A 13,466-nucleotide genomic window follows, 5' to 3' on the forward strand; every position below is an offset into this window, starting at 1 on the left:
GACTGCAACTTGGCCCAAAGCCTCCAAGGAGTACATCATGTTGAACCCGCTCGACCTCGACTCGAATTCGTCCCTGCAGGCAGGGAACCCGCTTGAGTTGGAGCCGCCGAAGCCTGTGGCCGAGGTAACGGTTCATGTTCCGGAGAAGGTCGGTGGCATGGTCCTGGTGGATGCCGACGCGCAGCAGAAGCACGCTGAGACTGCCAACAGCTTTCTTGACGACCTGCTGGCGGTCCCGCTCCAGAGCCCGGAATTTCAGACCAAGTTGGCCCAGTTGACCCGGCTGGGCGAGGGCACGATGCAGCAGGCAAGCGGTGCGTCCAATCGGATGTTGAAGAGGCCGGCAGCCGTTCTTGCCGCGACTGGCGCGGACCCTGCATCGCGGACCGGCAACACCTTGGTGGAACTGCGGCAGATCGTCACCGAGCTGGATCCCAAGCGCCATGATTTGACTGGCACGAAGCGTTTTCTGAAGTTCCTACCCGGGGGTAGCGCTATGCAGCGATACTTCTTGAAGTACGAGTCGTCGCAAGAGCAACTCGACGCCATTACCAAGGCACTCAAGGGTGGGCAGGACGACCTTCGGCAGGACAACGCTGCCATTCAGACCGAACGCGATGCTCTCTGGGCTGCGATGGGGAAGTTGGCGAATTACGCCGTGCTCGCGAGCCACCTTGGAGACGGTTTGGAGCGGCGGATTGAAGAGCTGCGCAACGTTGGTAAAGCGGACGACGCCACAACCCTGGAGGCAGACGCCCTCTACTATGTCCGCCAGCGCCACCAAGACTTGTTGACCCAGATGGCGGTTTCCATCCAAGGGTATCTGGCTCTTGACGTGGTCAAGAAGAACAACTCGGAGCTGATCAAGGGCGTGGATCGGGCGCTCGACACCACTCTCTCAGCGCTGCGGGTCGCGGTGATAGTTGCGCAAGCCCTGGCTCAGCAAAAGATCGTTCTGGCGCAAATTGATGCCCTCAATTCGACCACGTCGGACTTGATTGTCTCGACCTCGGAACTCCTCCGTTCCCAGGGTGCTGCCATTCACAAGAATGCTGCCCGGGCAACAATCGACTCCACCAAGTTGCAGCAAGCATTCGACAACGTATTCCAGGCCATGGACGAGATCGACAGGTTCAAGACGGAAGCAGCACAGTCCATGAAACAGACGGTGCAGGTTCTTGAAGGTCAAGTGGGTCGAGCGCGACGTCAGCTTGAGCGCAGTCACGCCACAGACGCAGCCACTACGCACACACAGAGGGGCTAACGATGTCTCGCATCACTGCAGGAAATATCTTCAGGGTAGTGCTTGCATTCGTTTTCTGGCTTTTCGTCGCTTTTTACGTGCTCGTGATCGGCATTGGCGCCAAGAACAAGAAGGTTATGTTTGAAGGTGGGTGCTACGCCGCCGTCTTCATTGCCGCCGTTTCCCTTGGAAGCAGCGGTGCTATTGTCGGTCTCGCGGCCATGGGCTTGTCAGCCGTGCGTTCATACATGCTTCGCGATCTCTGGCTTCCCAGAAGGGTGCGAAAATCAGAGCGCGGCAACATGGTCCACGAGCACGCGACCATGCCCCCTCCCGCCCAGTCGTACCCGACCGCAACTTCGCTCCCCGGGGCGTCGGACAACCTGTCGTCCGCTCTGGCATGGGTGAGCGCCAAGGCCAAGCAGAACAAGCACCGCCTTCCCGGAGATACATACGTAACCATCCTGGAAACCTGCCAAATGCTGGACTCGGTAATCGACGCCGAAATCCTGCAGCCGTCCGGTGATGCGCGGTTTGAGTATGAACTGGAAGCCGTGGTGAGGGAATACCTGCCAACGGTTCTTCGGGGATTCCTGGCCATACCGCCGAGCATGGTGGACAACCGGCAACCAAACGGAAGAACACCCAATGAGGAATTGGTTGAGCAACTTGGGCTCCTTCTCGGACAGGCCGAGACACTGCACTCCACCCGTCACAGCCAAACCTCGTCGGATCTGACCACTACCGGCAACTTCCTGAGAGAACGGTTCGGGCATCACCAGCAAGGTGGATTCGACTTCGGGATCAAGTAAGAGATCACGTCCGTAGGTGATTGCGTTTCGTGGATTGATTGCCGACGGGATACCTCGTGAAAGCAGTGCGGTTGTGAGTTGGTATTCGTGGGCAAACGAGACTCGCTCAGGAATTCCCCCCATGTATCCGCACGGGGGATTTCGTTGGAGAAAATTTACTCTCAGCGTCTTCCTTGTCCTGCGAACCGCAAGTTGCCTGATGCCGAGCTCGTCGCGAATCCAGTGACGGTGTCTCCAAAAATGTCTTGGCTTCTCCATGTTCTCAGGGCGCACAGGGTTCTTCGCGGGTACATCCGCAAGCGACGAACCAAGAAATCCACCGGCATGCTGCACAACGAGATCGACTTGCCACGCGGCTGCGCGCGGCATGCATCACGGGCCCGATCGCCCACGTCCATCGCATCGCGCGGGGGCTGTGGACGGCCGGGCTTTTTGCTGCCCGGTGAAAGGTGGGGCGCGGTGTCGGCCCGCGACTGAATGAATCACCTGTTTCCTGTTGACAACCGGTTCCCGCCACCCTAGGTTAGTTACATGAGTAATGAACCACTGAACCAATCAGGCTCGTGGGATCGTTGCGTGTCAAGAAAGGCTGGTCGTCGTGGGCGCCATCGATGATTCGCGGCCGATCTTCATCCAGATCGCGGAACTGGTCGAGTCCGAGATCGTCGCCGGCACGATGGCCGAGGAAACGCAGGTCCCCTCAACCAACGAGTTCGCGGCCTACTACCGCATCAATCCGGCCACCGCGGCCAAGGGAGTGAACCTCTTGGCTGAACGAGGAATCCTGTACAAGAAACGAGGAATTGGCATGTTCGTCGCCACTGGGGCCCGCGACCAGTTGCTGGGTAAAAGGCGCAGCGCTTTCGCCGCCCAATACATCCAACCGCTGGCCCGCGAGGCGAGGAAACTCGGCATCGACGCCGAGACACTGGCTTCGATGGTCCGCCAATCACTGGCTGCCGATGCGGCCGAAGGAAGTGTCCGATAATGGAAACGACACCTGCACCGGCCATCGAGGTGCGAAACCTGACAAAGACCTACCGCGAAGCCAACGCCCTGGACTCGGTCTCCCTGTCCCTGGAGGCAAACCGGATCTACGGGCTGCTGGGCCGCAACGGCGCCGGCAAGACCACCCTGATGTCGATCCTCAGTGGCCAGGGGTTCCCGACCGGCGGCCAGGTGCTGATCCATGGCAAGGACCCGTACGAAAACGACGGGACGCTGGCGCGGATCTGCTTCATCCGTGAATCGCAGAGATATCCCGATGACTTCAATGCGCGCCAGGCATTCAGGGCCGCAGCGCTGTTCTTCGCCAATTGGGACCAGGACCTGGCTGAGAGGCTCATCGAGGACTTCGCCCTGCCGACCAAGCGACGCATCAAGAAGCTCTCCCGCGGCCAGCTCTCGGCCGTCGGGGTGATCATCGGGATGGCGGCCCGGGCCGAAATCACCGTGTTCGACGAGCCCTACCTGGGGCTTGACGCGGTGGCCCGGCAGATCTTCTACGACCGCCTGGTCGAGGACTACTCCGCCCACCCGCGCACCATCGTGCTCTCCTCCCACCTGATCGACGAGATCGCGAACCTCCTGGAGCATGTCGTGGTCATCGACAAGGGACGGATCATCCTTGACGAGGACGCCGACTCGCTGCGCGGCTCGGCCTTCGCCGTGACCGGGAACCAGGAGAAGGTTGCGGCCTTCATCGAGGGCCACCGCGTGCTGCACCGCGACTCCCTCGGTTCCCTGGCCTCGGTCACCATCCAGGCGCGGCTCGGGGCGACCGAGCGCGCCATGGCCGCCGAGCTGGGACTTGAGCTCTCACCCGTTCCACTGCAGCAACTGGTTGTGCGCACCACCATGGCCGCCCAAACAGAACCCCGCGGGGATCGCTACCAGGAGGCCCTTAAATGAACCGCGTCGTCAAGGTTGCCCGGATGCAACTGATCAACAAGTGGTCATTCCTGGGCATCCCGATGGTGATCCTGGTGGCCTCCACCCTGATGACCTTTGCCATCTGGGCCCTGCTGCCGGCCAGTGCCAGGGAAGGGACCCTGTACTCGGGGTCGGGCCAGGCGGTCATGTGGTATTTTCTGGCGCTGGGCATCCAGTCGCTGACCTTCACCTTCCCGTTCTCCCAAGCCATGAGCGTTTCGCGCAGGACGTTCTATCTGGGAACCCTTGGGCTTTTCGCGACCATCGCGTTGGGCTATGCGATCCTGTACTACCTGCTGGGCCTGGTGGAAAAGGCCACCGGCGGCTGGGGTTTCAACGGGCAGCTCTTCGCCCTGGGCTGGATCGCCGGAAACAACGCCGCCATCCAGATCCTGTTCTACTTCGTGGCCATGGTGCTGCTGTTCATGATCGGTTTCTGGGCTGCCACGGTGTACATGCGCTGGAAGGCCACCGGCTTGCTGATCGCCGGCATCGGCTTCGCCGTGGTGCTGCTGGGCCTGGTTGGGCTGGCGACACTGAACGATGCCTGGCCCCAGGTCGGCGCGTGGTTCGCCGCGATGCAGGTGCTGGGCTTGAGCATCGTCCTTGGTGGCCTCTGCGTGCTGTTGGCCGGAGGTTCCTACCTGACGCTGCGCCGGGCCACGACCTAGGCACCGGGCACCGGGCGAACCCGGCGGGGAGGCGATGCGGCAAGCCTCCCCGCAGGGGTTCGCCATGCCGGGTGGGGTGTCATTCGCGACACATGCGGGGGTCGCGGTGCCCAAGGTGCGGGGGATCGACGGTATCCTTTGGTGCGTGGCCCTGGACTTTACATCGATCGACTTTGAAACCGCCAACGGATTCCGTGGCTCCGCCTGCAGCGTCGGGCTCAGCCGGGTCCGCAACGGCACAATCGTCGAGGAAGCCTCCTGGCTGATGCGCCCGCCGGAGGGCTTTGACCACTTCGACCCACGCAACGTCATGATCCACCGCATCACCGCGGACATGGTCGCCGACGCCCCGCGTTTCGGTGAACTGTTCACCCCGATGGCCAACTTCATCGGTACCGACACCCTCGTGGCGCACAACGCCGCCTTCGACCTGGGCGTGATCCGCTCCGCCCTGGAGGTCTCGGCGCTCGCCGGACCGGCGTTCGACTACGCCTGCACCGTGAAGATGTCCCGGCGCACCTACGAGCTCTCCTCCTACTCGCTGCCCTTCGTGGCCGAAGAGGCCGGCTCGCCGATGGAAAACCACCACGATGCGCTCGCCGATGCCCGGGCCTGCGCGAACATCATGATCGACATCGCCCGCCGCCAGGAAGCCGACGCGGTGGCCGCGGCCGCCGAGGCGCTGAAGGTGAAGATGGGCTTCGCCCCGGCCTACGTGCCAGGCGACGAACTGTCCAAGGCCACCCGCGACGCCCAGGGCTGGGCCGCCAGCGGGAACCGCGTGCCGATGCAGCCCGAATGGGCCGCGTGGCCGCAGGAGGGCGAGGACCGCACCGGGGACCCCGGGGCCGACCCGGCGCACCCGCTGTTCGGCGAGACGGTGGTGTTCACCGGCAACCTGCGCATCTCCCGGCAAGTCGCCAAGGACCGCTCCGCCGAGCGCGGGGCCAACACCGCCAGCCGGGTGACGCGCGCGACCACGGTGCTGGTGGTCGGCGACGGCTTCGTGCCCGAGGACCTGTCCACCGGCCGGCTCACCGGCAAGGCCAAGCGGGTGCTGCGCCTGCAGGAGGCCGGGCAGCGCGTGGCGATACTTTCCGAGGGCGAGTTCCTGCAGCTGATCGACGGCTTCGACGCGGCCTGAGCAAGCCGGCACGGCGTCGCGCGCGTTCACGCGTGTGCCCCCGCCCGCGGGCCCGGCGGGCCACGGCCCCTAGCGACGTCCGCGCAACACGCGCAGCGCGCCGAAGCCCTCGCGGGCCAGTTGCCCCACGCTGGCCTCGGGTAGGTACGCCCGGGCCAGTGCCCCGGCGATCCGCGGCAAATCCGACTCGTCGCGGTACACCAGGTACATCGGCACGATGCGCGGGGAAAACTTCGCCTTGAACGCGTGCAGCGACCCGAACCCGTAGACCGGTTCCAGGGCCCTGGCCAGCGCGGCAAGCACCCGGTCCACCGGTTCGGTCCCCGCGCCGTGCACGGCATGGGCCAGCGGGGCCCCGGACAGCGAGGCGAAGGACGCTCCCTCGGCGGAAAACGTGCGCAGCGATGAGGCGATGAGGAACTCCATGACCGGTCCGAAGCCGCCCTCGCGCCGGCGCATCAGATCCAGCGTCCATCCGGTCACGGTTCCTCCGGCGGAATAGACCGGCAGCCAGGACAGGAACCCCTGGACGGTTCCGCTTCGGTCCTGCGCCAGGGCCACGCGCACCGCCGGGTCCGCGGCTTCGGCCAGGGTGCCCAGGGTGAAGCGCATCGGTGGCAGCGACCTGTCCCCGGCCCAGGAGTCGGAGATCTCCTCGAGCGCCGCGTGCACCGGCTCCGGCTCGTCGATCAGCGCCGTCAGCCGGAAGGACACCTCCTCGCGGGCCGCGCGGTTCAGCGCCGTGCGCACATCGGACCACGCCTTGCCGGCGAAGGCCAGATCCGGCAGGTCGACGATGGTGTCCTCGGCGATCTGCATGCTGCGGAACGCGTCGACCGGCGCCGCCGGAGCCGCGGTGACGGAGAAGAAACAGGGGACCAACCCGGCGCCCTCGGCCGCCTTGGCGAAGTCGAGCATCGCCGCATCCCGGTCCGCGGCCGGGCCCACCGGGTCGCCCAGGGAGATCGCGCAGCCGGCGTGCACCTGGTAGGCCAGCAACGATCCGCCCGGCGAGCGGCGGTGCGCGTTCCCCTCCCAGGTCCCCATCCAGGACAGCGTGCCCCCGCCGTGGCGCTTGAGCTCGGTGACCACCTCGGGGCGGGCGATCGGATCGGCGTGCGCATCGGCCGGCAGCCGGCGCACGGGCCGCAGGCCAAAAGCCCGCCAGCAGATGACCAGGTAGCCGAGCATCAGCACCCACAGCCCGGCCAGGGCCGCGGCCAGCGAGGCCAGGTGCGCGTGGGGCAGCTGCGGCCCCATGGTCACCACCAGGGTGATCCCCAGGGCGCCGCGCAGCACGTTGAGCACCGCCAGCACCAGGGCCCCGATGAAGGCGATGCGCCGCCCGTTGCGCAGCCCGCGGGCCAGGGCAATGGCCAGCGCCGCGTCGATGAGCACCGCAATGTGCCCGCCGCCGGCCCGGGTGGGCCCGAAAGGGCCGTGCGTGGGCACCACAAGGGTCAGGATCTGGACGAAGACCAGGCCCACCAGGCCCGCCCAGGCGATGAAGCGCTGTTCGCGCACGTTGGGCCGGGAAATGCTGCGGTGCTTGAGAATGAGCACCAGCAGGATCGCGGCGCTGTGTTCCAAATCGGAGATCTCTCCCACCAGCGTGGTGCCCAGCACCGCGAAGGCCAGCAGCAAAAACTGCCAGCGGCCGCGCCAGGGCTGGCGCACGTGGCAGGCCGCGAGGGCCAGGGCGGCGAAGATGCCCCCGGAGGGACCGGCGTCGACGTCGTTGGCCAGCGCGTCGATCCACTCGGAGCCCAGGTTGCGGAAGAGCAGCAGGGCGGCCGCGGTCAGCAGGACCGCGCCGACCTGGCCGCCGAAGAAGGCCAGCACCGCGGTGCGCGTGCCGCGGGTGGCTTCGAGCCAGCCCACGGACAGCGGGATCAGCAGTAGCACGCTGAGGTAGGCCACGGGTTCGGCAAGGAAGAACATGCCGCTGAGCGTCGTGAACCAGTTCCCGGCGCTGAAGGAGGGCAGCCCGTAGGACAATCCGGCGAACCATGCCCGGTGCGAGATGTTTTCCACCAGGGCACCGGTCGCGATCCCGCCGGCCAGCACCACCAGCCACAGCACCGCGGTGAACGGGGCCGCGGCGATGGCCCCGCGCACCGCGCGCAGCATCGAACCCCACCGGGTGGGGGCGGTTGCGGGGTGTGCGGTCGGCATCGGTGTTCCGCTACTGCCCGGCGGTGAGGGCCATCCAGCGCTCGTGCATGGCATCGAGGATCGGATCGATCTCGGAGGCCGGGCGGTGGGCCACCGCGTCGGTGCCCTGCACCGCCGCCAGCAGCGTGGTGGCAAACGCGGCGGTCTCCACGTCGGGCTCCTCGCCCAGTGCCTCGAAGAGCGCGTCGTAGGCGGCCTTCGGTTCGGTGTGTGCCAGCGCGTTGCGCACGTAGCCGACGGCACGGAAGAGCCCGGCCCCGGCCGTGTTCTCCGGTTCCCGGCCCGGCGTTTCGTCGGTGCGCTGCTCGTCGGTGTCCGATGCGTCGGTGTCCGCCTCGGTGGCCTCCGCCTCGTCGTGGGCGGGTTCCTCGATGGCGAATTCCTGCACCAGGGCGGCCCAGCGGTCCACCGAACCGGTCCCGGATTCCAGGGCGGCGCGCACCACCAGGGCCGCTGCCCCGGCCGCGCGGTGCGCGCTGGGGGCGCCGTGGGTCAGCGCAGCGGCATCGGTGGCGATCTTGGCCGTGGTCGCCTCATTGACCCGCGGCAGCAACGCCACGAACGCGGCGCGGGTGAGCACCCCGGTGGTGTCGGCCTGCGGGAAGAGCGGGCGGCCCACCGAGGCCATGTCGCGGTTGTCCAGGGCCAGCAGGTTCTGCGAGTCGCCCGGGGCCAGGGCCGGGGCTCCGGCGAAGGCCTCATCGATCCAGCGCGGCTGCGGCTCGGGTGCGCCCTCGGGGAAGGACTTGTTCACCAGCTTGTACCAGCGCAGCGCGGCCAGCCACATGCACGCCGCCTCGTCGGAGGCCACGCCGTCGTGGGCCCATTCCAGGGCCTCGAGCAGCCCGTCGAGCAGGTAAAGGGCCAGGGTCTCGGTTTCGCCGGGCTCCTGCGCATCGCGGGCATGGGCGGCGCCGTCGGCCGCGGCCAGCAGGACCCCGAAGACACGGTCGGAAAAATCGGCGGGAAGCGCGTACTGATCAGTTGATTCACTCACGGAAGCAAGTCTAGTGGTTTTGCACAGGCGGGCAGGGCCGAATACCAACTCGTGGCCGCCGCTGGCTACTGTGGAACCCATGCGTATCTTGCACACCTCCGACTGGCACCTGGGCCGCTCCTTCCACCAGGCCTCGCTGCTTGAGGCCCAACGTGAATTCGTCGACCGGCTCGTTGCGACCATCGAGGCCGAGGCAGTCGATGTGCTGCTGGTGTCCGGGGACGTTTATGACCGGGCGCTGCCCTCGGTGGACGCAGTGAAGCTCTTCGACGACACCCTGGCGCGGCTGCGGGACACCGGGGTGGCGATGGTCATCACCAGCGGCAACCACGACTCGGCGCTGCGCCTGGGCTTCGGCTCGGCGCTGCTGGAGCACGCGGGGCTGCACCTGCGCACCCGGGTCGCGGACATCGCCAAGCCCGCGGTGTTCGCCGGCGACGGGTTCGAGGCGGCAATCTACGGGCTGCCCTACCTGGAGCCGCGCATGGTCGCCGAGTCCCTGTCTGTCACCGAGCCCGGGCACCCGCCGGTGGTGGCAGCCGCGTTGGAACGGGTCCGCGCGGATCTGGGCGCACGCCAGGAAGCCGCGAGCCATCCGGTGCACGGGATCGTGCTGGCGCACGTCTTTGCCGCCGGGGGCGCCGGATCGGATTCCGAGCGCGAGCTGAGCATCGGCGGGCTGGACATCGTGCCCACCTCCTTCTTCGCCGACTTCACCTACGCGGCGCTGGGCCACCTGCACGGCCGGCAGGTGCTGGGGCACAACGTGCGCTACTCCGGCTCCCCGATCCCGTACTCCTTCTCCGAAGCCGGGCACTCCAAGGGCGCCTGGCTGTTGGAGCTGGGCCCCGGGGGACTGGGGGAGGTGCGCGGCATCGACTGGCCAGCATCCAAGGAGCTGCGCATCCTCAAGGGCAAGATCGAGGCGCTGCTCACCGACCCGGCCTACGCCTCGGCGCAGGACGCCTGGTGCCAGGTCACCCTGACCGACACCCACCGGCCCGCCGGGGCCATGGAGCGGCTGCGCGGACGCTTCCCGGACACCCTGGTGCTGAACTTCGAGCCCGAGGACCGAGCGGAGGACCCGCACCATTCCTACGCGCAGCGGCTGGCCGCTGCCACCTCCCCGGTCCAGGTCTGCGCCGGGTTCGTCGACCACGTGCGGATGCGGCCCCTGAGCGCGGCCGAGGAAGAACTGGTCGTGTCGGTGCTGGACCAGGTCAAGAGCGAAAAGGTGCAGGCATGAGGGTGCATTCACTGGAACTGCAGGCCTTTGGCCCCTTCGCCAAGCGCGCCACCATCGACTTCGATGCGCTCTCCGAGGCCGGGATCTTCCTGCTCAACGGGGAAACCGGCGCCGGGAAGACCAGCGTGCTGGACGGGATCTGCTACGCGCTCTACGGCTCGCTGCCCGGGGTGCGGACCGGGTCCAAGTCGCTGCGCAGCGACCACGCGGCCCCCGACGCGGTGCCGGAGGTCATCTGCGAGTTCTCCACCGGCGGGCGGCGCTTCGAAGTCACCCGGTCCCCGGCCTGGGAGCGGCCCTCGGCCCGCAGCAAGAACGGGTTCACCACCGCCCAGGCCCAATCCCGGCTGCGCGAGCGCATCGACGGGACGTGGGTGGAGAAATCCACGCGCAACGACGAGGTCGGGCAGCTGCTCACCGAGGTGCTGGGGCTGGACCGCGAGCAGTTCACCAAGGTCGCGATGCTGCCCCAGGGCGCATTTGCCGCGTTCCTGCGCGCGAAGGACAAGGACCGCGAGGACCTGTTGCGTTCGCTCTTTGACACCAGCGACTACGCGATGACCGAGCGCATCCTGGGCGAACGCCTCAACGCCGCCCGCGCCGAGGCCGAGGAGGCCGCGCGCGCCCGCACCACCACGCTCCAGAGCCTGGTGGCCGACGCCGAGACCACGCTGTTCGCGCAGGCCAACGACGCCGACGCCGGGGAAACCGGCGCGGACAACGAGGAAGGCCCCGGGCAAGGCCTGGCTCCGGAGACCGGGCTGCCGCCCGAGGCCCGCGAACACCTGCAGGCAGGGCAAGACGCGGAACTCGGCACCGTGCTGCGCGAACACATCGCCGCCACCCGCACCGCGCTGGGCCAGGCACGGGCCTCGGCCGAGGCGGCGCTCGCCGCTGCCCAAAAATCCCGAACCGCACTGGATGAGCGGGCCACGCGGCACCGCCAGCTGGCCGAGCTGGGAAGCCTTCGCGCATCCCACGAGGACCGCGCCGAGGAAATCGCCGCACTCGGGGCTCTGCTGGAGGCCGACGCCCGCGCCGTCGGGCTGCGCCCGTACCACCAGCAATTGCTCGACGCCCGGACCAAATCCGATGCTGCCCATCGCCGGCTGGCCGACGCGGTGTCCGCAATCGAATCCGGCGAGGCCCGGGCGGCACTCGATGCCCGGGACCCCGGCTTCCAGGCCCTGCTGGAGGCCGCGCGCGGCGAGCAGCCCGACCCCACGGCACTGGGCGCCCTGGGCGGGCATGCCGGCGAAGCGGCCAAGGCCTCCCGAGCCGCCGCCGCCCTGATCGAGGCCGCGCTGCCCGAGGAAGCCGAACTGGCCCAGGCCCGCAAGGACATCGACGCCCTGCAGGAGGATATCGAGGCCGGCACCCACAAGCAGGCCGAGCGATCCACCCGCATCCAGGCACTCGGGGAACAACTCCCGGTCCTGCGCACCCGGAACGCGGAATTGGCCGCGCTCGCCGAATCCGCACCGGGCCTGGAATCCGCGGTGCACGCGGCCACCGAGCGCCGCGACGCGGTGGCCGCCCGCACCAAGGCGGAGAAGGCGCAGCTGACCGCGCACAGCGCCTGGAACAATGCGCGCACCGGAACCCTTGAAGCCAAGGAACGGGTCGCCGAGCTGATCGCGCTGCGCCTGGAGCAGTCGGCCGCGGCCCTGGCCCGGGAGCTGGTTGACGGGGACCCCTGCCTGGTGTGCGGATCGACCACGCACCCGGAACCGGCCACGTTGCCCGACGGCGAGCTGATCGGGGCCCAGGGCATCGAGGCAGCCCAGGGCGTGCTGGCCGCGGCGGAAAAGTCCGAGGAAAAATACCGGGCGGCGCTGAAGAAGGCGGACACGGCACTGGATGTCGGCCGCGGAAAGATCGGCGAGCTCTCGACCGAGGAGGCGGAGGCCGATCTGTTGACGGCCACCGGCGCGTTCGCATTGGCGCTGGCCTCGGGGGCCGAATCCGCCGCCGCGGCCGTGGCACTGGGAACGGCCGAAACCGAGCTCGAAACCCTGAGCGCAGCACTGGCCTCGGCCGCCACCGCACTCGAGGTCGCGGCCGCCAGGCAGCAGGCCGAGGAAGCGAAGGCCACCAAGCTCGCCGCGCGCCTGGAAAAACTGGGCAGGGACGGCCAGTCCCTGTCCGAACGCCACGAGGCCCTGTCCGCCGCCGCGAAGTGCCTGGAAACCCTGGCCGGCGCGGTGCACGCACGGCTCGACGCGGGCACCACCCTGGAGGATGCACGGCTCCTGTGGACGGGCAGGCTGGCCGACATCGGGGCAGCGGACACCGCCGCCTGGCAAGAGCAACTCCTGGACGATGCCCGGCGCACCGCCGAGCAGGCAAGGGTGCGCGAGCACAACGACGCGGCCGTGCGCATCAAGACCCTGGCCGAGGCGCCGGGCATCGAGCTGGCCCGCACCGAGGCGGCCGCGGGGCTCGGTGCCCCGGGCGAGGATGACATCGAGGCCGCCGGACATGCCGTGTCCCGGGGCGCGGCGGCACGCGACGGACTTCTGGCCCGCGACGCGGTGCTTGCCAGCTACGCCGCACGCCTGGAAACCGCCCTTGAACGCCTCGCCGCGCTGGCCGTTGAAGCCGGACCGGTCATCGAACGCTTCGAGACCCTCAAGGGCATTGCCGACCTGGCCCGCGGCGCGGGGGAGAACCGGTTGAAGATGACGTTGAGCACCTATGTGCTCGCCGCCCGACTGGAGTCTGTGGCGCTGGCCGCCACCGAGCGGCTGCTGGCGATGACCGGGCAGCGCTACTCGCTTCTCCACGACGACACCCCGCGCGGCAACAACAAATCGGGGCTGGGTCTGCAGATACTTGACTCCTGGACCGGGGTGCGGCGCGACACCCAGACGCTCTCGGGCGGGGAGTCGTTCATGGCCTCGCTGTCCCTGGCGCTGGGACTGGCCGATGTCATCCAGCACTCCTCCGGGGGCATCGACATCGAGACGCTCTTCGTCGACGAGGGCTTCGGCTCCCTGGATGCCGAGACGCTCGAGGAGGTCATGGATGCGCTGGAGAACCTGCGCAGTGGCGGACGGGTCATCGGGGTCGTCTCGCACGTGGCGGACATGAAGCAGCGCATCACCACCCAGCTGAATGTGCACAAGTCACGCACGGGTTCCACGGTGTCGATGCAGGCCGGGGTGTGACCGGGGCCCTTGTGGCCCTCCGATAGACTGGTCGGTGATTGCAAAGGGTTTTGTGTAGCGGGAGGCAGGGACGGTA

10 protein-coding genes are annotated in these 13,466 nt (G+C 67.8%); 8 read left to right on the forward strand and 2 right to left on the reverse strand.

Annotated features, from left to right (window positions below):
- Nucleotides 1-37: 37 nt before the first annotated feature.
- The 6 genes from JOF46_RS11050 (at nt 38) to JOF46_RS11075 (ending at nt 5,802) form a co-directional block, all read left to right on the forward strand.
- Nucleotides 38-1,264 carry a toxic anion resistance protein gene (locus JOF46_RS11050; RefSeq protein WP_209907327.1) on the forward strand — a complete coding sequence of 409 codons (1,227 nt, stop codon included), beginning with the start codon at nt 38-40 and terminating at the stop codon, nt 1,262-1,264.
- 2 nt (nt 1,265-1,266) lie between these two features.
- Nucleotides 1,267-2,055: a hypothetical protein gene (locus JOF46_RS11055; protein ID WP_209907328.1), complete on the forward strand. Its 789-nt coding sequence runs from the start codon at nt 1,267-1,269 to the stop codon at nt 2,053-2,055.
- 598 nt (nt 2,056-2,653) lie between these two features.
- Nucleotides 2,654-3,043 (forward strand): GntR family transcriptional regulator, encoded by a 390-nt coding sequence (locus JOF46_RS11060; RefSeq protein ID WP_209907329.1) that lies wholly within the window; start codon nt 2,654-2,656, stop codon nt 3,041-3,043.
- Complete coding sequence (locus JOF46_RS11065) at nt 3,043-3,966, forward strand: ABC transporter ATP-binding protein (protein ID WP_209907330.1); 924 nt, start codon at nt 3,043-3,045, stop codon at nt 3,964-3,966. The genes JOF46_RS11060 and JOF46_RS11065 overlap by 1 nt, the downstream gene beginning before the upstream one ends.
- A complete protein-coding gene (locus tag JOF46_RS11070; protein WP_209907331.1) occupies nt 3,963-4,658 on the forward strand; it encodes a hypothetical protein in 696 nt (231 codons plus the stop codon). Before JOF46_RS11065 ends, JOF46_RS11070 begins: the two co-directional genes overlap by 4 nt.
- 145 nt (nt 4,659-4,803) lie before the next feature.
- Complete coding sequence (locus JOF46_RS11075) at nt 4,804-5,802, forward strand: 3'-5' exonuclease (RefSeq protein ID WP_209907332.1); 999 nt, start codon at nt 4,804-4,806, stop codon at nt 5,800-5,802.
- A gap of 69 nt (nt 5,803-5,871) precedes the next feature.
- On the opposite strand, the gene JOF46_RS11080 is transcribed toward JOF46_RS11075, so the two are convergent.
- Both JOF46_RS11080 and JOF46_RS11085 read right to left on the reverse strand, forming a co-directional pair.
- A complete protein-coding gene (locus JOF46_RS11080; protein WP_209907333.1) occupies nt 5,872-7,977 on the reverse strand; it encodes a bifunctional lysylphosphatidylglycerol flippase/synthetase MprF in 2,106 nt (701 codons plus the stop codon).
- Between the two features lie 10 nt (nt 7,978-7,987).
- Nucleotides 7,988-8,974 (reverse strand): ADP-ribosylglycohydrolase family protein, encoded by a 987-nt coding sequence (locus JOF46_RS11085; RefSeq protein ID WP_209907334.1) that lies wholly within the window; start codon nt 8,972-8,974, stop codon nt 7,988-7,990.
- Between the two features lie 79 nt (nt 8,975-9,053).
- On the opposite strand from JOF46_RS11085, the gene JOF46_RS11090 reads away from it, so the two are divergent.
- Both JOF46_RS11090 and JOF46_RS11095 read left to right on the forward strand, forming a co-directional pair.
- Nucleotides 9,054-10,220 carry an exonuclease SbcCD subunit D gene (locus tag JOF46_RS11090; RefSeq protein WP_209907335.1) on the forward strand — a complete coding sequence of 389 codons (1,167 nt, stop codon included), beginning with the start codon at nt 9,054-9,056 and terminating at the stop codon, nt 10,218-10,220.
- On the forward strand, nt 10,217-13,390 hold the full coding sequence (locus tag JOF46_RS11095) for an AAA family ATPase (protein WP_209907336.1): 3,174 nt from the start codon (nt 10,217-10,219) through the stop codon (nt 13,388-13,390). The genes JOF46_RS11090 and JOF46_RS11095 overlap by 4 nt, the downstream gene beginning before the upstream one ends.
- Nucleotides 13,391-13,466: the final 76 nt, after the last annotated feature.

It is taken from the genome of Paeniglutamicibacter psychrophenolicus (assembly GCF_017876575.1).
In the GTDB taxonomy this organism is placed as follows: domain Bacteria; phylum Actinomycetota; class Actinomycetes; order Actinomycetales; family Micrococcaceae; genus Paeniglutamicibacter; species Paeniglutamicibacter psychrophenolicus.